Source organism: Marinobacter sp. SS21 (assembly GCF_028369065.1).
GTDB lineage: Bacteria > Pseudomonadota > Gammaproteobacteria > Pseudomonadales > Oleiphilaceae > Marinobacter.
The window spans coordinates 375,411-396,006 of record NZ_JAQNDA010000003.1; the positions used below are offsets into that span (position 1 = coordinate 375,411).

The following is a 20,596-nucleotide window of genomic DNA, read 5'->3' on the forward strand; positions in this document are numbered from 1 at the left end:
GCGACCGTCAGGACAGGAATCCGCGCAGGCGCAGTTCGATGGAGCGGGGGTTTTCCCCATCGGCGATGGCCACGATACCGTCGATCATCATGTCTTCATAACGGGAGCGTTCTCGAGCGATGCCCCGCAGTTTGTTCGCCACCGGAAAAAACAGCAGGTTGGCCAAGGCGACACCGTAGATCGTGGCGACAAAGGCGGTGGCAATGCCGCTTCCCAGGGAGGCCGGGTCTTCCAGGTTGGTCATCACCTGGATCAACCCCATCACCGCGCCAATAATGCCGATGGTGGGGGCATAGCCGCCCATGGCCTCATACACCTTGGCGGAATCCAGATCCCGCTGCTCCCGGGATTCCAGTTCAACCTCCAGAATGCTGCGAATGGCTTCCGTTTCAGAACCGTCCACCAGCAGTTGCAGGCCCTTGCGGGCGAACCGCTCCGGTTCCCGTTCAGCCAGACCTTCCAGGCCGAGCAAACCCTGTTTTCGGGCCTTCACACTCCAGTCGATCACCTTACCGATGCCGTCCTCCATGCCGATGTAGGGCGGCAGGAATACCCAGCGGGATTGACCGACCGCCCGTTTCAGAATGGGCCAGGAGGTTTGCAGGATGGTGGCGGCCAGGGTGCCGCCGATGACGATCAACGCGGCGGGACCGTTGAACAGCGAGCTCAGCGCGCCCCCTTCCAGCAGGTTCCCCCCCAGGATCGCCGCAAACGCGAGGATAATGCCCAGCAGACTGAGGATATCCATCAGCGCACACCCTCTATGAGGCGTGGGCCGACTTCATCCAGCGACAACACCTCATCGCTCAGACCGGCCTTGGCGACGGCCATGGGCATGCCGTAGATCACGGACGAGCGTTCGTCCTGGGACCACACCACGGAGTCGGTCTGCTTCATCATCCGGCAACCTTCTTTACCGTCGGCCCCCATGCCCGTGAGGATTATGCCCAGGGTATTGCCAGGGAAGCTGCGGGCCAGCGAGCCGAAAGTCACATCGACACAGGGTTTGTAATTGAGCCGGTCGTCACCGGGCAGAATGCGTACCCGCCCCTGCCCGCCGCGGTGTTCAATCATCATCTGCTTGCCGCCGGGCGCCAGCAACGCCAGGCCTGGCTTGAGTACGTCGCCGTCCTCGGCCTGGCGCACTTCAATGCGGCACAATTTGTTGAGCCGGTCGGCAAAAGCCGGGGTAAAGCTGGCCGGCATGTGCTGGATCAGCAGGATCGGTGCCTTGAAATCCGCGGGCAAGGTAGTCAGAACCCGCTGCAAGGCAATCGGCCCACCGGTGGAGGTGCCAATGGCCACTACACTGTAGCTGCGGGGCGGCGTGCGCTTACTGGTGACCGACCTGGCAAGTGCTGGCCGAGGCGATTGAGGTCGCGGCGCTGGTGCCGGCCGTGGCGCCGGGGTGGGCCGCGCCGGTGAAGCCACAGTCCGGGCCGGTGCCGATGCGGGGTTGGCACCCGGCCGACTGCGGGCGACGTCCAGGATGCGCTGTTTGAGGATCTGCTGCAACTGGCTGGAATCCCTGGCGATTTCCTCGAAATTCTTGGGCAGAAAATCCACCGCCCCGGCGTCGAGGGCATCCAGCGTCACCCGGGCGCCTTCGTAAGTCAGGGAGGAGAACATCAACACCGGCGTGGGCCGGCGTTTCATGATCTCGCGCACGGCGCTGATGCCGTCCATCACCGGCATTTCATAATCCATGGTGATCACGTCAGGCCTCAGCTTTTCCGCTTGCTCGACGCCCTCGCGACCATTGCTGGCGACGCCAACAACCCGGATATTGCCGGAGGCATTGAGGATTTCGGTCAGCCGCTTGCGGAAAAAGCCCGAATCATCCACGACCAGGACAGAAACCGTCATTCACGCCTCCCCCACATCCATTTGATTCTCCGGTTTGTCATAGCGAATCCGTTACCCATAGCGCTCCATTACCCTTAGCACTCCAATACCCTTAGCACTCCAATACCCTTAGCACTCCAATACCCTTAGCACTCCATTACCTATAGCGTTCCGTTACCTATAGCGTTCCGTTATCCATAGTGCTGGAGCAGACTCGGTACATCGATGATCAGCGCAATGCGACCGTCGCCAGTGATAGTCGCCCCCGCCATGCCCGGCGTACCCTGCAACGCCCGACCCAGGGGTTTGATGACCACCTCCTCCTGACCGATGAGCTGATCAACGACGAAGCCCACCCGCTTGGTGCCCATGGCCACAATGACCACATGGGCATTCACCGGCACCGACTCCAAGGCCCCGCCTTTGACCAGCCAGCGTTTGATGTGAAACAGCGGGAACACCTTGTCCCTCACCACGATGCACTCGCGCCCGTCCACGACGTTGGTTTTGCTCAAATCCAGATGGAAAATTTCCACCACGTTGACCAAGGGCAGAGCAAAGGATTGATCGCCCAGCATGATCATCAGCGTCGGCATGATGGCCAGGGTCAGCGGCACCTTGATCACGATGCGTGAGCCCTTACCCAGCTCCGATTCGACATTGATCATGCCGTTGAGCTGGCCAATCTTGGTTTTGACCACGTCCATCCCTACCCCGCGGCCAGAGACATCGGAAATCTGGTCCTTGGTAGAGAATCCGGCGGCAAAGATGAGGTTGTAGCACTCGGTGTCGGTGAGCCGATCGGCGGCGTCCTGATCGTAAAGGCCTTTTTCGACGGCTTTCTGACGGAGCTTTTCGGGGTCCATGCCCGCGCCATCGTCTTCAATGGCCAGCAGGATGTGGTCCCCTTCCTGCTCGGCCGACAGCGTGATCCGGCCGACCCTTGGCTTACCGGCCTGCTCACGCGCCTCTGGCGACTCGATGCCGTGATCGACCGAGTTTCGCACCAGGTGAACCAGCGGGTCTGACAACGCCTCGACCAGGTTCTTGTCCAGGTCGGTGTCTTCCCCGTGCATGACCAGGTTGATTTCTTTCCTGAGATTCCGAGCCAGGTCCCGAACCACCCGAGGGAACCGTCCAAACACCTTCTTGATGGGTTGCATCCGGGTCTGCATCACCGCCGCCTGGAGATCGGTGGTGACCACATCGAGGTTGGAGACGGCTTTGTGCATCTGCTCGTCTTCACTCTCCGCTCCGAGGCGCTGCAGTCGGTTACGAACCAGCACCAGTTCCCCCACCATGTTCATGATGTCATCCAGCCGCTTGGTATCCACCCGCACCGTGGTTTCTGCCGCCGGCGAACTGGCGGACGACGCCGGTTCAGCCCTGGCCGGCGAAGGCGCGGGCTGTGAGGGAGATTTCGGTGCCGGCGTTGCGGCAGGCTGTGGTGCGGGTTCGGTCTTGCTCGGTGCGCTCTCGACGGGGGTTGACGAGGTCGGTCCGCTGCCCTTGCCGTGCAACTCATCCAACAACCGTTCGAACTCATCGTCACCGATCAGGTCGGCTCCCGCTGCCGGGACCTCAGGCGCGTCGCCGTCGCTCGCTTGGTCCGAGCCAGCCTCGGGCGCACCGGAAAACTGGCCCTTACCATGCAATTCGTCCAGCAGCGCTTCGAACTCGTCGTCGGTAATGTCGTCACCGGCGACGGCTTCCCCGCCCGGGCTATCCATGGCGGAATCGTCAGCGGTCGCAGCGGACTGCCCGCCATCCAGCGCATCCAGCAGCTGCTCGAACTCTTCATCGGTGATGTCGCCACCGGTATCCGCGACTGACGCTTGCCCGGTGGCTTCCGGCTCAACCGCTTCGGTGGCCGGCTCGGCAAACTGGTCAAGCGCTTCAATCAACTGAGCGGGCGCAGGTGTTGGCTCCTCACGGTTGCGGACCTGGTCAAACATGGCATTAACGTAGTCCAGCGCCCGCAGGACCACGTCCATCAGCTCCGCATCGACCCGACGCTTGTGGTTACGCAGCGTATCGAACACGTTTTCCGCGGAATGGCAGCAGCTCACCAGAGCCTCAAGCTGGAGAAAACCAGCCCCGCCTTTGACGGTGTGGAATCCCCGGAAGATGGCATTGAGCAGGTTACTGTCATCCGGATTCTGCTCAAGATCCACCAGTTGCTCGGAGAGCTGTTCCAGGATCTCGCCCGCTTCAACCAGGAAATCCTGAAGGATCTCTTCGTCGGCATCAAAGGCCATGCGTTTCCCTCATCTAGAACCCGAGACTGGACAACAGGTCGTCGACATCATCCTGTCCCGATACCACATCCGATCGTTCCGCCGCCTTGATTTGCGGTCCCACCCCTTGTTCAGGCGATTCCTTCGATTCCGGCAGGTCGTGGACCGTACCGGTAATCTGGTCGACGTGGCTGGCCATGACCACCAGGTTGAGCAGGTGTTCCTCGACCTCCTTGACCAGTTGCGTCACTTTCTGAATGACCTGGCCGGTGAGATCCTGATAATCCTGGGCCAGCAGGATTTCCGACAGGCCGGCGTGAATGGTATCGGACTCTTCCGTCAGGTTGACCAGGAAGCGGTCAATGCGGCCGTACAGCTCACGGAACTCCGCCGGCGCCATTTCCCGGCGTCGCAGACGCAACCAATCATCGCGCAACGCCCTCGCCTCGTCCTTCAAGGCCTGCGTCCGCGGCATGGTGTCTTCCACCAGATCCATGGTGCGATTGGCCGCCTTACCGGTCATCTTCACCACGTATTCCAGGCGATCGGAGGCATCGGTCATTTTCGACAGCGCCTCTTGCTGTTCGGAATTGCGCGGATCAATCTGAAAGTTTCGAATCGCCTCGTGCAGGCTGCGGGTAAGTCGGCCCACTTCCCGGTACAGGCTCTGGTCCCGAACGTCCTTCAGATCGTTGATCACGCTCATCGCACGGGCGTAGTTCCCGGCGGAGACCTGATTCATTAATTCGGCTGCCTGGGACCGCAGTGTATCGATTGCTTCCGGGTCGAGGCCTTGCTGGTCATCATTGTTATTGCTCATGGGAGCTCTTCCGACCCGTTGTCACTGAATTCGTTCGAAAATTTTCTCGATCTTTTCCTTGAGTACCGCCGCGGTAAACGGCTTGACCACGTAACCGTTGACGCCGGCCTGAGCGGCGGCAATGATCTGCTCGCGCTTCGCTTCCGCCGTCACCATCAGCACCGGCAGCGACTTCAGGTTGTCGTCGGCACGGACTTCCTTAAGCAGATCCATGCCGCTCATGCCCGGCATGTTCCAGTCGGTGACCAGAAAATCGTACTTGCCGCTCTTGAGCATGGGCAGCGCCGTATTACCGTCATCGGCCTCGTCGGTGTTGGTAAACCCGAGATCTCGCAACAGGTTTTTGATGATCCTGCGCATGGTGGAAAAATCATCCACAATCAGGATTTTCATGTTTTTGTCCAATGGGACCTCCAGTTAATCGCATGCGGCATTCTTGCATTCGGGACTCCTGGCCCCGAACGGGTTTCCGGCAAACCCGGCCTATTGTGTGGGCTTTCATCGACTTGTAAAGCACCGGTTACCAAATGCTACACAGTTCTGCCAGCGCCACCGGTTACAGGCCGCTGTCTGCCGACTGCCAGTCGGACAACCGCGCCCGCAGTCGCATGGCGGCCTGACTGTGAATTTGGCTCACCCGACTCTCGCTGACTTCCAGCACGGCGCCAATTTCTTTCAGGTTCAACTCTTCCTGGTAGTAGAGGCTGAGCACCAGTTTTTCCCGTTCGGGCAACTCCTCAATGGCGTCGGCCAAGCTGCGTCGAAACGCCTGCGAAGTAATGCCGGCGAGCGGGTTATCCGAGTCATCTGTTTCTGCTATCGGCACGTCGCCCGATTCATTGAGTTCATCGAGGCTAAATAGTCGACCGCCGTTGGCGTCATTCAGGCAAGCGTGATACTCATCGAGGGACATGCCCAGCTCTTGCGCCACCTCAGCGTCCTGCGCCTCCCGCCCCTGACGGGATTCCACCGCCTTGATGGCTTGAGCCACTCGCCTGGCGTTGCGGTGTACCGAGCGCGGCACCCAATCTCCCTTTCGAATTTCATCCACGATGGCGCCACGGATACGGATACCGGCGTAGGTTTCAAAGGAGGCGCCCTTGGTGGATTCGTATTTGTTGGCGGCTTCCAGCAGCCCCATCATCCCGGCCTGCATCAGATCATCCAGCTGTACCGAATCCGGCAGCCGCGCCAGCAGGTGCAACGCAATCTTCTTGACCAAGGGGGCGTGGGTTTCCACCAGTTGATGGGGCGTCCCGGCCCCCGTCCGTTGGTATATCCCGAGCTTATTCGCCAATGTTATGTATCCAGCTTATCGTTGACGGGATGGAATTCAGACCTCAACCAGCCGTTCGACAAAGAATTCAAGGTGCCCTCGTGGCGAGGATGGCAGTGGCCAGCTATCGACATGCTCCGCCAATGCCTTGATGGCCAGGGAGGCCTTGGCACGAGGATAGGCTTCCAGAACCGCACGTTGGCGTTGCACCGCCTTTTTGACGGCCTCATCGAACGGCACCATACCCTCATATTGTAGCGCCACATCAAGGAAGCGTTCAGTCACTCGACTGAGTTTGTTGAACAGATGACGGCCTTCCTGCTCGGAACGAACCTGGTTGGCGAGGATGCGGAACCGGTTGGTGCCGTAATCCCGGTTCATCAGCTTGATCAGGGCGTAAGCGTCGGTGATGGAGGTCGGTTCGTCGCAGACCACCAGCAGCAGCTCCTGGGAAGCCCGCAGAAAACTGACCACCGATTCCGAGATGCCCGCGGCGGTATCGACGATCAACACATCGATCTGGTCGCCCAGTTCGCTAAAGGCATTGATCAGCCCGGCATGCTCCATGGAGGACAACTGGGTCATCTTCTGGGTTCCGGACGAGGCAGGAACGATCTTGATGCCCCCGGGGCCGTCTACCAGCACCTCCCGCAAATCGCATTCGCCATTGAGCACATCGGACAGGTTGCGGTTGGCGGTAATGCCCAACAGTACATCGATATTGGCAAGACCCAGGTCCGCATCGAGCAGCACCACCCTGCGCCCCTTTTGCGCCAGAGCAATCGCGAGGTTGACCGAGACGTTGCTTTTGCCAACCCCGCCCTTACCGCCGGTTATCGCAATGACCTGAACCGGATGTGCTCTACTCATAGTGAATATTGTCTCTTGCCGTTATTGCCAACACGGTCCGGAGCCCGGGTCAGCGGTTTTTGTTAGTGACCAGCGTTAGGGCGGGCTACAGGGCCGCCCTAAGCGCCCTCGGCAACCAGGGTTGCCTGTTGAAGTTTCAGGCGTTCGACGCCCAGGCGAACCAGCTGCACCGCATCGGCATGGTGCAGGTCGTCAGGAATTTTCTGGCCATCGGTATAATAGGCCACGGCCAGCCCGGTCTCCATGGCGAACCCCAGGCTTTCCCCCAGCGTCAACGCTTCGTCCAGTTTGGTGATGATGCAGCCCGCAAGATTTGCCATCTTATAGTAATGCCAGACCGATTTCATAATCCGCGGTTGGCTGGTTGCCGACACCACCAGGTGTGAGCGAATGTCATGGCGGCTTTTCGCCAATTCCGACAACTGCTCTTCATAACCCTTGTCTGAGCGGGTCAGCCCCGCCGTGTCGATCAGTACCAGATGGCGGTCGCCGAGTTCGTCGAGAATGCTGTCCAGGGAGTGGCTGTCATCCACCACTCTAACCGGCACATTGAGAATCCGCCCAAACACGCACAGCTGCTCATGGGCGGCAACCCGGAACCGGTCAGTGGTGACCAGTGCCAGGGAATCCGCGCCATGGCGCAGAACATATTGAGCCGCCAGTTTGCCAATGGTGGTGGTCTTACCGGCACCGGTCGGTCCCACCAGGGCGTAGACGCCGCCTTGCTCAAGCCACTCGCTGCGGGCGGTCCTGACCCCAGTCGCCAGCGCCTTTAACGCTTGTTTCCAACCATCTTCCAGGCGCCCGCCACCGTTATTTCGGGTCAGATGGTTGCGGGACAGTGCCGCCGCCAGCTCGTAACTGAGACCGTATTCCTGCAGACGCTCCGCCAGTCGCTGTTGCGCCGCGGCGTTACCGGTCACCGCAGCGTTACTGGCGGGTGCGCGCTCGCCACTGACCAGTTCCCGCAGAGAGTCGATCTCCGCTCGCATCTGGGCCAGTTCGCTTTGAGCGCTCCCGGAGACCTCCCGCGGACTTGCCGCAGCGGCGGTGGCCGTCATAGCGGAAGCGGGAGAATGGAGTGCGGAGCGCTGGCTACGCCGATCCCGAACTTCGGTGATTCGCTCACGGGAGCGGCTCAGTTCATCTTCCAGGCGTCGATGTTGTTCCGCCTGCAGCTCCGCGAGGCGGGAGCCGTTGGAGGCCTCCAGCGCCGATTCGCCGAGCCGTTGGCGGGCCACGTTCTCGTCATAATCCAGTGCCGTGACGATCTCAACCCCGCCATCGACCCGTCGGTTGGATAGAATCACGGCGTCCGGCCCCATCTGATCCCGAACACTTTTCAGCGCTTCTGCCATGGTCGATGCAAAGAACCGTTTTACTTTCATGATTCATTCTCCTGCGGTAACCGTCGAAAAAACGTCACCGGATGTCTGACCGCCGTCGGTCACTGGCCGACCGAAGCCACAATCGTAATCTGTTTGTTGTCCGGGATTTCCTGGTAAGAGAGCACGTGCAGTCGCTCTACCCCATAGCTCGCAAACCTTGCCAGCACCGGCCGCAAGGGCCCGGAAACCAGCAATATGGCGGGCTTACCGAGCATTTCCTGACGCTGCACACTCTCTTGCAGCGAACGCTGAAGCTTCTCCACCATGCTCGGCTCCAGCACCAGCCCGATGTCATCGCCAGCGCCGGATTGCTGACTCTGCTGAAGAGATTTAAGCAACAACTGTTCCAGATCTGGATCCAAGGTGATAACCGGGATTTCCGCGTCGCCACCACAGATGCTCTGAACAATCATTCTGCGCAAAGCCTGACGCGCTGCCGTGGTCAGCACCTTGGGATCCTGGCTACGGGGGTGGACATTCACCATCGCCTCGGCGATGGAACGCATGTCACGAATCGGCACTTCCTCCTGCAACAGGCCCTGCAGCACCTTCAGCAGGATGCTCAGAGACACCGTATTGGGGATCAACTCCTCGGCCAGTTTGGGGGAAGTTTTTTCGAGCTGCTCCAGCCACTTCTGAACTTCCTCGTGCCCCAGAAGTTCATGGGCATGCTTCTGCAGCACCTGATTGAGATGGGTCGCGACGACGGTACTGGCATCCACCACGGTGTAACCTAGGGTTTGCGCCTGATCCTTTTTATTCTCCTCGATCCAGACCGCATCGAGACCAAAAGCCGGGTCCTTACCCTCAATGCCTTCCACCTGACCAAACACCTGGCCGGGGTCGATGGCCAGCTCCCGGTCCGGGTGAATCTCGGCTTCGGCAAGGGTGACCCCCATCAACGTGATGCGATAGACGTTGGGCATAAGATCCAGGTTGTCCCGGATATGTACCGACGGCATCAGGAACCCCAGATCCTGGGAAAGCTTTTTGCGCACGCCCTTGATTCGAGTCAGCAATTGCCCACCCTGGGATTTATCCACCAACGGAATCAGACGATAGCCCACTTCCAGCCCGACGATGTCGACGGTGGCCACGTCGTCCCAGCCCAGCTCCCGGCTTTCCGCGGGTGCCGGTAATCCGGCCTCGGCCACAGCTCTGCCCGCCGGCGCTTCCGGTCCGGCGGGTCGCGGCCTTTCGGCGCCCCCGGCCCTGGGCGGGAAGGCCCCACCTTCTTCCACGGTCTGGCGCTCTCGTTGCCAGATAAAGTAGGCCACCGCGGCGGCAATCACCCCAAGCCCCAGGAAGGCGACGTGGGGCATCCCGGGAATCAGCCCCAGCAGGATCAGAATACCGGAGGCAATGGCCAGGGCCTTGGGGGCGCTGAACATCTGATGCAGGATCTGGCCGCCCATGTCCTGGGACGCGGTTACCCGGGTCACCATGATGGCGGCAGAGGTCGACAGCAACAGCGACGGGATCTGCGCCACCAGGCCGTCACCAATGGTCAGCAGGGCGTAGTTCTGCATGGCGGTGGTGAAGTCCAGGTCATGCTGCAACATCCCGATGCTCACCCCACCGATGATGTTGATAAAGAGGATCAACAGCCCGGCAATGGCGTCGCCCTTGACGAACTTGCTGGCACCGTCCATGGAGCCGTAGAAATCCGCCTCCTGGGCAATCTCTGAGCGCCGGGCCTTGGCGTCGTCCTGATTGATCAGGCCGGCATTGAGGTCGGCGTCGATGGCCATCTGCTTGCCAGGCATGGCGTCCAGGGTGAAACGGGCGCTCACCTCGGAAACCCGACCCGCGCCCTTGGTCACCACCAGGAAGTTGATGATCATCAAAATGGCGAAGACCACCAGGCCGACCGCGTAATTGCCGCCAATCAGCACCTCCCCGAAAGATTCGATCACCTTACCGGCGGCGTCTCCGCCTTCGTGACCGTTGAGCAGCACGATCCGGGTGGAGGCCACGTTCAGCGCCAGCCGCAACAGGGTCGCCACCAGCAGCACCGTGGGGAAAGAGGCGAATTCCATCGGCCGCAGGGCATAGACACACACCAGCAAGATCACGATGGACAAGGTGATGTTAAAGGTGAACAGCACGTCCAGCATGAAGGTGGGCATGGGCAGGATCATCATGCCCAGCAACGCCATGAGCATGATGGGGATGCCCAGGCTGCCACGCGTCATGGATTTGACGTTACTGAGGACTAAGGCTCGATCCATCTCTGGTAATTACCCCGTTTTCCCGTCAGCAAGACGGCGCCGGTCGATATTTTGACGCTCGGGCGTCACGTACCGGTGATCATCGCAATATCCGTACCACTCCTTACATGAACGAGCCCCGCCGTTCCTGACGCCCCCATGGATATACGCTATCCTTGCCGCACCCTTTCAATCGATACGCAAGCAGGTGAGCCATGCCCATTCACGAGGTGAAACACCCACTGATTCGACACAAACTTGGCCTGATGCGCCGGGCCGACATCAGCACCAAGAACTTTCGCGAACTGGCTCAGGAAGTCTCGGCCCTACTCACCTACGAGGCCACCAAGGATTTCACCCTGGCCGAGGACACGATCGAAGGCTGGGCCGGTCCGGTCACGGTGGAACGAATCACTGGCAAGAAGGTGACGATTGTTCCGATCCTGCGGGCGGGCCTGGGCATGATGGACGGCGTTCTCAGCCTGATCCCCGGCGCCCGGGTCAGTGTGGTGGGCCAGGTACGCAACGAAGAAACCCTTGAGGCCAGCACCTACCTGGAAAAGCTGGTGGGCGAGTTGGACCAGCGTATGGCCATCATCATCGATCCCATGCTGGCCACCGGTGGCTCGCTGGTTTCCACCATCGACCTGCTCAAAACCGCCGGCAGCACCGAAATCCGGGCGCTGGTGCTGGTCGCCGCGCCGGAAGGCATTGACAAGGTGCTGGAGGCGCACCCGGACGTCTCCATCTATACGGCCTCAATTGACCAGTGCCTGAATGAAAAAGGGTATATCCTGCCGGGACTTGGTGATGCCGGAGATAAGATATTCGGCACCAAACAGAAGGACGCCTGACCATGCAGGACGGTGTAACCCACTCCCCGGTGCGACAGGCCCTGGCCGGCTCGCAGATGCTTCTGGTGGCCTTTGGCGCACTGGTGCTGATGCCGTTGATTACCGGGCTGGACCCCAATGTGGCGCTGTTTACTGCGGGTCTCGGCACCCTGCTTTTTCACCTCGTCACCGGTGGCCAGATCCCCATTTTTCTGGCGTCGTCCTTCGCCTTCATCGCCCCCATCCTGGCGGCCAAGACCCGGTTCGGGCTGGCAGAAACCCTCGGCGGCCTGGTGGCAGCCGGTCTTCTCTACATCTTCTTGAGCGGCCTTGTCCGGATGCGCGGCACCGGCTTCATCCATCGACTCTTGCCGCCGGTGGTGATCGGGCCGGTGATCATGGTGATCGGTCTGAGCCTGGCCCCGGTCGCGGTGCACATGGCGTCGGGACGCGCCGGCGATGGCAGCGCGGTGCTGGTGCCCTACGACACCGCCATTCTGATCGCCATGGCCTCCCTGGCGGTGACCATTGGCGCCGCCGTGTGGGCAAAGGGCCTTTTCCGGCTGATCCCGATCCTGTTCGGCGTGCTGACCGGATACGCACTCTCCGCCGTTGCCGGCATTATCGACTACAGCCCCATTGCCCAGGCCCCCTGGTTCGCCGTGCCTGATTTCGTGGCACCGGCGTTCAGCTGGTCGGCCATCCTGTTCATGGTGCCGGTGGCCATCGCCCCGGCCATCGAGCACATCGGCGACATCCTTGCCATTGGCAACGTCACTGGCCGCAATTACCTGCAAAAGCCCGGCCTGCATCGCACCTTGTTGGGCGACGGCCTGGCCACCAGTTCGGCCGCGCTATTGGGTGGACCACCGAACACAACTTATTCGGAAGTTACCGGGGCCGTTATGTTGACCCGGAACTTCAACCCCAGAGTCATGATTTGGGCCGCCCTGATCGCGGTTGTCCTGGCGTTCGTCGGTAAGTTCGGCACCGCCTTGCAATCGATACCGGTTCCGGTGATGGGCGGCATACTGTGCCTGCTGTTCGGCTCCATAGCCGTGGTGGGCCTCAACACCCTGATCCGCCATCAGGTGGATTTGTCGGAAGCACGCAATCTGGTTATTGTCGGGGTTACCCTGGTGTTCGGCATCGGCGGTATGGTCCTCGGCCAGATGGAGGGCATCGCCTTGTGCGCGGTGGTGGCCATCGCCCTGAACCTGGTGCTGCCCGGCGACAGGGAAGCCTGGGAAAAAGCCATCCATGAACACCAAACCGACTGACAGTTCCGGCATCAGTTTCACCGCCCTGTACACCGGTGCCGTCTGGCACCGGAACGGGCTGTCCGACGATAGCCTGATCACCGCCCAGGGCCGCTGGCTGTATAGCCTGATGAGTCCCTTCGAAGCCGCCAGCAAGACCGTCGCTGGCGGCAATCTCAGAACCTTTTTGCTGCAACGCCACCTGATCATCGACCACCTGATCGAACAAGCCGTCGCCGAGCGGGGAGTCACCCAGGTACTGGAAATCGCCTGCGGTCTTTCGCCCCGGGGCATCCGGCTACGCCGCCAGTTCCCACAGCTGCACATGGTCGAGTCCGACCTGCCGGACATGGCCGCCCGCAAGGCCGCAAAGCTTGCCGCCAGTGGCCACCTGAGCCCGCAGCATCAGGTGACGCCCATCGACATCCTTGCAGAGGATGGTGAGCAGACGCTGGAGGCCGTGATTGAGCGGGTCTTTGATGCCCATGGGCCAATCGTTGTGGTCACCGAAGGTCTGAGCAACTACTTCGCGCTGGAGGTGATCAGCGATTTCTGGCGTCGCCTGGCCGCCATCCTCGCCAAACGCCCCGGATCCGTTTATCTGACCGACAGCTATCTGCTGCCCTCCCAGCCGGTGATTCGAGGGGGCATTAACGTTCTGCGCCGAATGCTTGGCGGCATGACCCACAGCCAGGTCACCATCCATTTCGATAGCGATGCCGAGGCCGCGCGCCATATGAGCCGCCTTGGCTTTGCGGACGTTGACATCCACAACCCACGACAGTTCTACGGCCAGTTGCCCATCCCCAAAAGCCGCAATGAGCCGTTGGTGCGGGTCATCGAAGCCCGCGGGCCAGCCTCAGAGAAAGCTTAAACATCCCGCCGCAACTCGCTGGGGATGGGGAAATCCGGCATCCCCGGCTTGGCCCCCTGGCCCCGGCGGTATTGCCGGAGCTGGAACAGATAGGCCAACACCTGGGCTACCGCCATATACAGGCCATCGGGTATCTCGCCGCCAATCTCGGTATTGTGGAATACCGCCCGGGTCAGCGGCGGAGTACGCAGCACCTCGACCCGATGCTCGCGGGCAATTTCCATGATCTTGAAGGCAATCTCATCGGCCCCTTTCGCCACCACGATCGGCGCCGCCATGGTTTTCTGGTCGTACTTCAGCGCTACCGCGTAGTGGCTGGGGTTGGTGATCACCACATCGGCTTCTGGCACGTCCTGCATCATACGACGCTGGGCCATTTCCCGCTGTAACTGTCGAATTCGTCCCTTCACCTCCGGCTTGCCTTCGGTGTCTTTGAACTCGTCCTTGACCTCCTGCTTGGTCATTCGCAGTTTCTTGTGATGGTCGTAAATCTGGTAGGGCACATCCAGCGCGGCGATGACGATGGTGGCGCAGGACAACAGGAAAAAGCTCCAGCCCAGCGTCCAGGCTACGTGTGCCATCGCGGGAATGGCGGGCTCTTCGGCGATGCTCAGCAGATCGGCGGTACGCAGGTCCAGTATCAGCACCGCCACTACCATCACCAGCGCCACTTTGGCCACCCCTTTGACCAGCTCGACCAGCGAGCGCAGCGAGAACATGCGCTTGAGGCCCTTGAGCGGGTTGAGGCGATCGAACTTGGGCGCGATGGCCTTGCCACTGAACAGCAGCCCACCGATCCCGATGGAGCCCGCAATGGCCGCAACCAGCAGTATCAGCAGCAGCGGCGCAACCGCGGTGGTGGCTTCCTCCGCCGCCGCCAGCAGGTGCAGGCCCATGAAGTTGGTGTCGAACAGGGACTCCCGTTCGATGGCGAAACTGCTGCGCATGATATTGGCGAAGGCGCCCCCGAGCGTCGTGCCAAACACCAGCAAACCACCGGCGCCGGCCAGCAGTACCGCCATGGTGGCCAGCTCCTTGGAGCGTGCGGTCTGGCCCTCCTCCCGCGCTTTGTCCAATCGTCGGGGGGTGGCCTCTTCGGTTTTTTCCTGACTGTCGTCGTTGTCTTCAGCCATTGCCGCCTACCCTAGCGCCCCTGTAACTGGCGCATAAATTCGAAGGTCTCTTCCGTGTATTGTTGAAAATGGGGCGCAAAGTTGCTTTCCAGCACCCAGATGGCAAACAGTCCGAACATCAGCGCGATGGGAAAGCCCAGCGCGAAAATGTTCATCTGCGGCGCGGCGCGGGTCATCACACCAAACGAGATGGTGACGATCAACACCGCAGTCACTGCCGGCAACGCCAGCAGCATGGCGGAAACAAACACCCAACTGATGCGGTGAGCCAATTGCCAGACGCCGGCCTGCCCCAACCCCTCCAGCCCTATGGGCAGAGTTCTGAAGCTCTCAAGAAAAACCTCGAAGGCCACCAGATGGCCGTTCATCGCCAGGTACAGCAGGGTGATGCTTACGGTGTACAACTGGGACAGGACCGGCACCGTGACACCGTTGGCCGGATCGTTCATCGAGGCAAACCCGAGCCCCATTTGCATTGCAATCATCTGGCCCGCCACCACAAACAGCTGGAACAGGGCGGTCAGAGCGAAGCCCATGCCGACTCCGATCAGAACCTGCTGCAGGGTGATGACCACCGCGTCCGCGCTCAAGGCGTCGACCCGGGGCACGTCCCCAATCAGCGGCACCACCAGCACCGTCATTAACAGCGCCAGTCCCAGGCGTACCCGCATCGGGACCAGCTGAGTGCCTATAAAGGGAATCACCATCATGAAACTGGCGATGCGAAACAACGGCCAGAGATGCTGCCCCACCCACTGGCCAATCTGGTCTGCGCCTAACGCCAGAGGTACCACAACTTACCCGATCAGGTAGGGGATGTTGGAGATCAGGTTACGGGCGTGATCCAACAACTGCGTTAGCATCCACGGTCCTGTAACGATGATCACCAACAGGGTGACGATCAGCCGGGGCAGAAAGCTGAGGGTCTGCTCGTTGATCTGGGTTGCCGCCTGGAAGGTGCTCACCACCAGGCCGATCACCAGCCCCGGCCCAATGATGACGCCAGACAACAGCACGATCATCCATAACGCCTCCCGCATGATGTCAATAACGGTTTCCGGTGTCATCAGGCTTCCTCCCCGCAGTGCCGGACTAGATGCCGAAGCTGGCGGCCAAAGTCCCCATAATCAGGGCCCAGCCGTCCACCAGCACGAACAGCATGATCTTGAACGGCAGCGAGATAATGATGGGCGACAGCATCATCATCCCCATGGCCATCAACACACTGGCCACCACCATATCGATAATCAGAAACGGGATAAACAGTATGAACCCGATCTGGAACGCGGTTTTCAGCTCACTGGTTACAAACGCCGGCATCAACACCCAGAACGAGACATCTTCCGGGGTGTCGTACTGCTCATCGGCGATGCGCATGAACAGGGCGAGATCATCTTCCCGGGTTTGGGCCAGCATGAAACGCCGGAACGGCTGGCTCGCCCGCTCGACGGCTTCGAGCGAGGTGATTTGTTCGGCAACGTACGGCTGCAACGCGACCTGATTGGCCTCTTCCAGGACCGGTTTCATGATGAAGATGCTCAGAAACAGCGCCAGCCCGAGCAAGATCTGGTTCGACGGCGTCGCTTGCAGCCCCAGTGCCTGGCGCAGAATGGCAAACACAACGATGATGCGGGTGAATGACGTCATCATCATGAGCATCGCCGGCAGGAACGTCAGCGCGGTCATGAGCGCCAGGATCTGCAGGGTGACTGAGTATTCCTGGACTCCTTCGCCGTCACCCGGCGTCATGGTAACGGCAGGTATTCCGGGCAGATCCGCCAGCGCCACCGGCATATGGGTAACCAGCGCGACACCCGCCAGGGTAAGCCAGACTCGCTTCACGACGCATCCCCCGATGGTCTGTCGCCCTTCCAGGGCTTGCTGATCATGCCTTGCAGGCGACGGGCAAATTCGCTGGAGCCCGCTGCCTCGGCGTCGGTGACCGGTTCTTCAAATACGTGCAGGGTGCGAATGGTGGAAGGCGTAATCCCCACCAGGATCTGCTGGTCACCCACCTCAATCAGCGCGATGCGTTCGCGCGCTCCCAGATTCATCACCGACACCACCTTCATCAGCTGATTGTTCATGCCGGTCAACCCGCTCATACGCCGGACCAGCCAGGCGCAGAGGAAAATCATGCCGATCACGAACAGCAGCCCGAGCCCCAGGCTGGTGAGGGTGCCCACCGCATCGGGCACCGACGGCCGACTCTCCGGCTCGCTCTCCGCGGCCACCGCGCTCAGTGGCAGCAGCCAGGCCAGGGCAGCCGTAAGCCGAGTCCATCGCTGCCTGGACACCCCGGCTTTCCTCATTTCTGCAACCGCTTGATGCGCTCGGCTGGACTGATGACGTCGGTGAGCCGAATGCCGAACTTCTCGTTCACCATCACCACCTCACCGTGGGCAATCAAGGTGCCGTTAACCAGCACATCCAACGGTTCGCCCGCGAGCCGGTCCAGTTCGATCACCGAGCCCTGGTTAAGCTGCAGCAAATTACGTATTGGAATCTGGGTGTTGCCAACTTCCATCGAGATGGTGACGGGGATGTCCAGAATAACGTCCAGGTCCGGCGCAGGCCCGCCGCCGGTGGCGACGGCGGTATCTACACCGAATTCCTCCATGGGTGCGGCACGCACCGATTCTTCAGGATCCTCAGCGCCGGCCTCAGCCATGGCCGCCGCCCACTCGTCGTCCCGGTTTTCGGCCGGTGCGGCATCGGCGCTCTCGGTTTGCGAATCCTTCGTGTCTGAAGCCTGCGCTTCGGAGCCGTCGCCAGCTTCTTCCATGGCAGCCTCCCATTCGGCCGCGAGCTTTTCGTCTTCGCTCATGTCCTGGTCGTCTTTCTTGTCGTCGTCAGCCATTTCGCCCTACCTTCAGTTGTTTTTTGACCTTGGGCCGCTCTGCCCGGGCATTGATCCGCAGCGCCAGCTTGCCATCCCGGGTTCCCAGCGTTGCTTTGTAGATCGGGATGCCATTGGCGGTGACCGTCAGCATCTCCGGCATCTCTATCGGGATTACATCGCCGGCCTTGAACTGGGCCACGTCCCGTAGAGATATTCGGCGCCGGCAAACCAGGCTGTTGATGGGAACATCCACGTCCTTGATGTCTTCCTGAAGCGCGTTGACCCAACGTTCATCCACATCATCGATGTCGCTCTGCACCCCGGCATCGAGCACCTCGCGGATGGGCTCGATCATCGAATACGGCAGCGCCATGTGCAGCTCGCCCCCGCCGCCATCCAGTTCGATATGAAAGGTGCTGATGACCACCACCTCACTGGGGCTGACAATGTTGGCCATGGCCGGATTAACCTCGGAACTGAGGTACTCAAAATCAACCTTCAACACCGCCTGCCAGGCTTCGCGCATGTCGTGGAAGACCTGGTTGAGCACCATCTGGACAATCCGGGTTTCGGTGGGCGTGAACTCCCGGCCCTCGATCTTGGCATGGCGACCCTCGCCGCCGAAGAAGTTATCCACCAGCTTGAACACCAGCTTGGCGTCGAGAATGAACAGACCGGTACCCCGCAGCGGCCGCACCTTGACCAGATTCAGGCTGGTGGGCACGTACAGCGTATGAATGTACTCGCCAAACTTCATGATCTGCACGCCGCCGGTGGACACATCGGCATTGCGACGCAGCAAATTGAACAGGCTGATTCTGGTGTACCGGGCGAATCGCTCGTTGATCATCTCCAGGGTCGGCATCCGTCCACGGACGATGCGATCCTGGCTGGCCAGGTCGTAGGTCTTTACTCCGGTGTCGTCGGTTTCATCGTAGGTATCGATGTCGCCGTCATCCACACCGTGCAAGAGCGCATCAATTTCGTCCTGTGACAGTAGATCCTGCATATTCGGTCCTGCCCCTGATCAACGGCCCGTTACCGGGTCTCATTTACTGCAATACACGTTCACTGCAATACACACTTACTGCATTACCCACTTACTGCAACACAAAGTTCCGCAGGAGCACCCGTTTCAGGGGTTGCTCCCCTTCCTGCGCCAACGTTTCGTTCACCGTAGCCAACATGTCCTCAGCCAGGCCTGCACGGCCTTCCGGTGTCTGCAACACAAGAAAGTCACTGCTGGCGAGTACATTGATGAGCTGACTGCGCAGCAGTGGCATGTGCAGCTCGGTGGCCGCCAGGGTCTCGGCATTATCCGCCTCGAAGGCCACATAGACCTGGGCGTAACGCTGCCTGCCTTCGGCCTGCACGGTGGTCACCAGGGATTTCTCCAGCACGGTGTATTGGCTGGGCTGGAATTCGACCTCCGGTGTTTCGGCGTCGTCGCCGTTTGCCGCCTCCGGGGCCTGATCTTTCAGGAACCACAGGGTACCGGCAATCGACAGCCCGATAGCCAGCACCACCACCACCGTCAGCAGCAGGATCAGTTTCAGTTTACCTTTCTTCGGGGCCTCTTCGGGCGCGTCGTCAGCCATGGGTTGCTTCCGCCAGATATTTGTCGTTTAGCTCGGATTAAGGAAAATAAAGCAAAGGTTAGGCCAAACCACGTGGCCTGATCTTTCAAATCAGCAGTTTAGCGCCCACGCCCTGGGAGGGCAAAGGGCGCTCGGTGAAGAAAGGCCAGGCGCGAAGGGATCTTGGGGGGAATCCGGGAACGGAAGGCTCCGCTCCCCTGGCAAACAGCAAGCTTTCGGGCGCCTCGGATTAGGCGTAAAGATCCACTTCGCCCCGCCAGCTGAGGTCCAGCTGCCCACCAGCGGCAACCCGGCTCAGGGAGTCTTCATCGTCGTGGCGCTGCTGGGCCACTACACCACGCCCCTCGTCGTCACCGGAGTCCCGGTCGCGGTCATGACGGCCCGGAGAGTCCGACACGTCGAACTGGTCCAGGGCGATGCCCTGTTGGTTCAGCAGATCCCTTAACCGATGACTGTGCAGTTCAAGCTGATCCCGAACCGCCGCATTGGCCGCATGCACCGTGACTGAAGCCTGGTCCTGCTGGACCTGAACCCGCACCTCCATCGGCCCCATATCCGGCGGCGTCAGGTGAATCTCCGCCACCGACAGGTTATTTGCGGTGAGCCAGGTCAATTTGCCGACCAATTTATCGCCCCACTCGGCATGGCCTACAGGCAGGTCGATGCTGGTCGCATAGGCCCGCAGGGGGGTGGTGGCGTCGATCAGTCTGGCGCTGGTTTGGGGCTGAGGCATCTGGCCGGCCTGCTCAGCAGCGCCGAGGCGATTGAGTGACGCGAGCCCGGAGGCGGAATCCAGCGCCTTGCCACTATCACCGGAGGCCTGACCGAGTAGCGATTCCAGCACCTGGGTGGCGGGCTGGCCCGGAAGCACCTTGCCGCCGCTCTCCAGACCGTTGGCCTGCTGTATCGCCAACGCCGGCATTAACTCACCCTCTGCACCCGCCTGCCCGACCATTCCCCCCATTACCCCCATCGCCGGCAGGCCGTTGGCCGCCTGAGCGCTGGCAAAGGTGAACAGGGCCGAATGGTCATCGTCCCGCCAGGTTCGATGCCGATCCGGCTCGCTGACCTCCGCCGTTTCGGCATCCTGCGCTTGCGCGTCATGGCGGGACTGGCCAGAGGCCGTCGCGCCCTCGCCGGCGCCTGATTGCCGGTCCTGACGGACTTGGCTGGCCCGGTCTTGCTGATCATCACCATCAGAATGTCGTTCAAGGCGCTTGCGCTCCTGCCGGCTAATCGCGTCAAACTCGCTGTCGCCGTGTTTATCGGAGGCGCGGGCAGCCTTGCTATCGCTAGCCTGCCCCGGTTTCGCAGGGACAGGGCTGGAAGGTAATAACGGTGCAGTCATGGCAACCTCTTGCCGCTTTCTTGGGAATAAGCTGGTGCTTAAGAAAGCTAGGCAAAAGTGGTG

Annotated in this window: 21 protein-coding genes; 3 read left to right on the forward strand and 18 right to left on the reverse strand. The window is 60.6% G+C overall.

The annotated features are described in order from the left end of the window. Positions 1 to 7: 7 nt before the first annotated feature. The 9 genes from N6L25_RS06205 to flhA all read right to left on the reverse strand — a co-directional run bounded on the left by N6L25_RS06205 (position 8) and on the right by flhA (position 10,667). Positions 8 to 748, reverse strand: a complete 741-nt coding sequence (locus N6L25_RS06205; RefSeq protein WP_271978888.1) for a flagellar motor protein — start codon at positions 746 to 748, stop codon at positions 8 to 10. Then, positions 748 to 1,866, reverse strand: a complete 1,119-nt coding sequence (locus tag N6L25_RS06210) for a protein-glutamate methylesterase/protein-glutamine glutaminase (protein WP_271978889.1) — start codon at positions 1,864 to 1,866, stop codon at positions 748 to 750. The genes N6L25_RS06205 and N6L25_RS06210 overlap by 1 nt, the downstream gene beginning before the upstream one ends. A 170-nt stretch (positions 1,867 to 2,036) precedes the next feature. Then, positions 2,037 to 4,103: a chemotaxis protein CheA gene (locus tag N6L25_RS06215; RefSeq protein ID WP_271978891.1), complete on the reverse strand. Its 2,067-nt coding sequence runs from the start codon at positions 4,101 to 4,103 to the stop codon at positions 2,037 to 2,039. 13 nt (positions 4,104 to 4,116) lie between these two features. Continuing rightward, positions 4,117 to 4,902: a protein phosphatase CheZ gene (locus N6L25_RS06220; RefSeq protein WP_271978892.1), complete on the reverse strand. Its 786-nt coding sequence runs from the start codon at positions 4,900 to 4,902 to the stop codon at positions 4,117 to 4,119. Positions 4,903 to 4,923: 21 nt separating this feature from the next. Beyond that, positions 4,924 to 5,307, reverse strand: coding sequence for a chemotaxis response regulator CheY (cheY, locus tag N6L25_RS06225; RefSeq protein WP_271978893.1), 384 nt, complete (start codon positions 5,305 to 5,307; stop codon positions 4,924 to 4,926). 151 nt (positions 5,308 to 5,458) lie between these two features. Continuing rightward, entirely contained in the window at positions 5,459 to 6,199 is a 741-nt protein-coding gene (locus N6L25_RS06230; protein ID WP_442915211.1) for an RNA polymerase sigma factor FliA, read from the reverse strand. Between the two features lie 36 nt (positions 6,200 to 6,235). Continuing rightward, the gene (locus N6L25_RS06235; protein WP_271978894.1) at positions 6,236 to 7,048 is read right to left on the reverse strand and encodes a MinD/ParA family protein; all 813 of its coding nucleotides are present in this window, start codon (positions 7,046 to 7,048) and stop codon (positions 6,236 to 6,238) included. A gap of 98 nt (positions 7,049 to 7,146) precedes the next feature. Continuing rightward, positions 7,147 to 8,436 (reverse strand): flagellar biosynthesis protein FlhF, encoded by a 1,290-nt coding sequence (flhF, locus tag N6L25_RS06240; protein ID WP_271978895.1) that lies wholly within the window; start codon positions 8,434 to 8,436, stop codon positions 7,147 to 7,149. Between the two features lie 59 nt (positions 8,437 to 8,495). Beyond that, on the reverse strand, positions 8,496 to 10,667 hold the full coding sequence (gene flhA, locus N6L25_RS06245) for a flagellar biosynthesis protein FlhA (RefSeq protein WP_271978896.1): 2,172 nt from the start codon (positions 10,665 to 10,667) through the stop codon (positions 8,496 to 8,498). Positions 10,668 to 10,861: 194 nt separating this feature from the next. Here flhA and upp point away from each other — a divergent pair, with 194 nt between their 5' ends. Genes upp through N6L25_RS06260 form a run of 3 tightly spaced genes read left to right on the forward strand, consistent with a single transcriptional unit; the run spans position 10,862 to position 13,612 of the window. Continuing rightward, positions 10,862 to 11,500, forward strand: coding sequence for a uracil phosphoribosyltransferase (gene upp, locus N6L25_RS06250; protein WP_271978897.1), 639 nt, complete (start codon positions 10,862 to 10,864; stop codon positions 11,498 to 11,500). 2 nt (positions 11,501 to 11,502) lie between these two features. Next, positions 11,503 to 12,759, forward strand: a complete 1,257-nt coding sequence (locus N6L25_RS06255) for a uracil-xanthine permease family protein (protein WP_271978899.1) — start codon at positions 11,503 to 11,505, stop codon at positions 12,757 to 12,759. Then, positions 12,740 to 13,612: a class I SAM-dependent methyltransferase gene (locus N6L25_RS06260; RefSeq protein WP_271978900.1), complete on the forward strand. Its 873-nt coding sequence runs from the start codon at positions 12,740 to 12,742 to the stop codon at positions 13,610 to 13,612. Before N6L25_RS06255 ends, N6L25_RS06260 begins: the two co-directional genes overlap by 20 nt. On the opposite strand, the gene flhB is transcribed toward N6L25_RS06260, so the two are convergent. The 9 genes from flhB to N6L25_RS06305 form a co-directional block, all read right to left on the reverse strand. Further along, the gene (flhB, locus tag N6L25_RS06265) at positions 13,609 to 14,745 is read right to left on the reverse strand and encodes a flagellar biosynthesis protein FlhB (RefSeq protein WP_271978902.1); all 1,137 of its coding nucleotides are present in this window, start codon (positions 14,743 to 14,745) and stop codon (positions 13,609 to 13,611) included. The two genes, N6L25_RS06260 and flhB, sit on opposite strands and share 4 nt — an antisense overlap. Before the next feature lie 11 nt (positions 14,746 to 14,756). Further along, a complete protein-coding gene (fliR, locus tag N6L25_RS06270; RefSeq protein ID WP_271978904.1) occupies positions 14,757 to 15,539 on the reverse strand; it encodes a flagellar biosynthetic protein FliR in 783 nt (260 codons plus the stop codon). A 3-nt stretch (positions 15,540 to 15,542) separates the two neighbouring features. Then, positions 15,543 to 15,812, reverse strand: coding sequence for a flagellar biosynthesis protein FliQ (gene fliQ, locus N6L25_RS06275; RefSeq protein WP_271978905.1), 270 nt, complete (start codon positions 15,810 to 15,812; stop codon positions 15,543 to 15,545). A 25-nt stretch (positions 15,813 to 15,837) separates the two neighbouring features. Continuing rightward, positions 15,838 to 16,539 (reverse strand): flagellar type III secretion system pore protein FliP, encoded by a 702-nt coding sequence (gene fliP / locus N6L25_RS06280; RefSeq protein WP_442915216.1) that lies wholly within the window; start codon positions 16,537 to 16,539, stop codon positions 15,838 to 15,840. Positions 16,540 to 16,583: 44 nt separating this feature from the next. Further along, positions 16,584 to 17,042 carry a flagellar biosynthetic protein FliO gene (gene fliO, locus N6L25_RS06285; protein WP_442915212.1) on the reverse strand — a complete coding sequence of 153 codons (459 nt, stop codon included), beginning with the start codon at positions 17,040 to 17,042 and terminating at the stop codon, positions 16,584 to 16,586. An 11-nt stretch (positions 17,043 to 17,053) separates the two neighbouring features. After that, entirely contained in the window at positions 17,054 to 17,605 is a 552-nt protein-coding gene (gene fliN, locus N6L25_RS06290) for a flagellar motor switch protein FliN (protein WP_271978907.1), read from the reverse strand. Beyond that, positions 17,598 to 18,596, reverse strand: coding sequence for a flagellar motor switch protein FliM (gene fliM / locus N6L25_RS06295; protein ID WP_271978908.1), 999 nt, complete (start codon positions 18,594 to 18,596; stop codon positions 17,598 to 17,600). Before fliM ends, fliN begins: the two co-directional genes overlap by 8 nt. Before the next feature lie 91 nt (positions 18,597 to 18,687). Beyond that, on the reverse strand, positions 18,688 to 19,185 hold the full coding sequence (locus tag N6L25_RS06300) for a flagellar basal body-associated FliL family protein (protein WP_271978909.1): 498 nt from the start codon (positions 19,183 to 19,185) through the stop codon (positions 18,688 to 18,690). Between the two features lie 229 nt (positions 19,186 to 19,414). Then, positions 19,415 to 20,533 (reverse strand): flagellar hook-length control protein FliK, encoded by a 1,119-nt coding sequence (locus N6L25_RS06305; RefSeq protein WP_271978910.1) that lies wholly within the window; start codon positions 20,531 to 20,533, stop codon positions 19,415 to 19,417. Positions 20,534 to 20,596 lie beyond the last annotated feature (63 nt).

What these genes read in the sequence shown, in the direction of transcription:
- fliM (WP_271978908.1), bottom strand. Translation starts at nt 18,596, where the DNA reads ATGCAGGATCTACTGTCACAGGACGAAATTGATGCGCTCTTGCACGGT.
- N6L25_RS06215 (WP_271978891.1), bottom strand. Translation starts at nt 4,103, where the DNA reads ATGGCCTTTGATGCCGACGAAGAGATCCTTCAGGATTTCCTGGTTGAA.
- N6L25_RS06260 (WP_271978900.1), top strand. Translation starts at nt 12,740, where the DNA reads ATGAACACCAAACCGACTGACAGTTCCGGCATCAGTTTCACCGCCCTG.
- N6L25_RS06220 (WP_271978892.1), bottom strand. Translation starts at nt 4,902, where the DNA reads ATGAGCAATAACAATGATGACCAGCAAGGCCTCGACCCGGAAGCAATC.
- flhB (WP_271978902.1), bottom strand. Translation starts at nt 14,745, where the DNA reads ATGGCTGAAGACAACGACGACAGTCAGGAAAAAACCGAAGAGGCCACC.
- flhF (WP_271978895.1), bottom strand. Translation starts at nt 8,436, where the DNA reads ATGAAAGTAAAACGGTTCTTTGCATCGACCATGGCAGAAGCGCTGAAA.
- N6L25_RS06205 (WP_271978888.1), bottom strand. Translation starts at nt 748, where the DNA reads ATGGATATCCTCAGTCTGCTGGGCATTATCCTCGCGTTTGCGGCGATC.
- N6L25_RS06300 (WP_271978909.1), bottom strand. Translation starts at nt 19,185, where the DNA reads ATGGCTGACGACGCGCCCGAAGAGGCCCCGAAGAAAGGTAAACTGAAA.
- upp (WP_271978897.1), top strand. Translation starts at nt 10,862, where the DNA reads ATGCCCATTCACGAGGTGAAACACCCACTGATTCGACACAAACTTGGC.
- N6L25_RS06235 (WP_271978894.1), bottom strand. Translation starts at nt 7,048, where the DNA reads ATGAGTAGAGCACATCCGGTTCAGGTCATTGCGATAACCGGCGGTAAG.
- fliN (WP_271978907.1), bottom strand. Translation starts at nt 17,605, where the DNA reads ATGGCTGACGACGACAAGAAAGACGACCAGGACATGAGCGAAGACGAA.
- fliP (WP_442915216.1), bottom strand. Translation starts at nt 16,539, where the DNA reads ATGCCGGTGGCGCTGGCGGATCTGCCCGGAATACCTGCCGTTACCATG.
- flhA (WP_271978896.1), bottom strand. Translation starts at nt 10,667, where the DNA reads ATGGATCGAGCCTTAGTCCTCAGTAACGTCAAATCCATGACGCGTGGC.
- N6L25_RS06305 (WP_271978910.1), bottom strand. Translation starts at nt 20,533, where the DNA reads ATGACTGCACCGTTATTACCTTCCAGCCCTGTCCCTGCGAAACCGGGG.
- N6L25_RS06210 (WP_271978889.1), bottom strand. Translation starts at nt 1,866, where the DNA reads ATGACGGTTTCTGTCCTGGTCGTGGATGATTCGGGCTTTTTCCGCAAG.
- fliQ (WP_271978905.1), bottom strand. Translation starts at nt 15,812, where the DNA reads ATGACACCGGAAACCGTTATTGACATCATGCGGGAGGCGTTATGGATG.
- N6L25_RS06255 (WP_271978899.1), top strand. Translation starts at nt 11,503, where the DNA reads ATGCAGGACGGTGTAACCCACTCCCCGGTGCGACAGGCCCTGGCCGGC.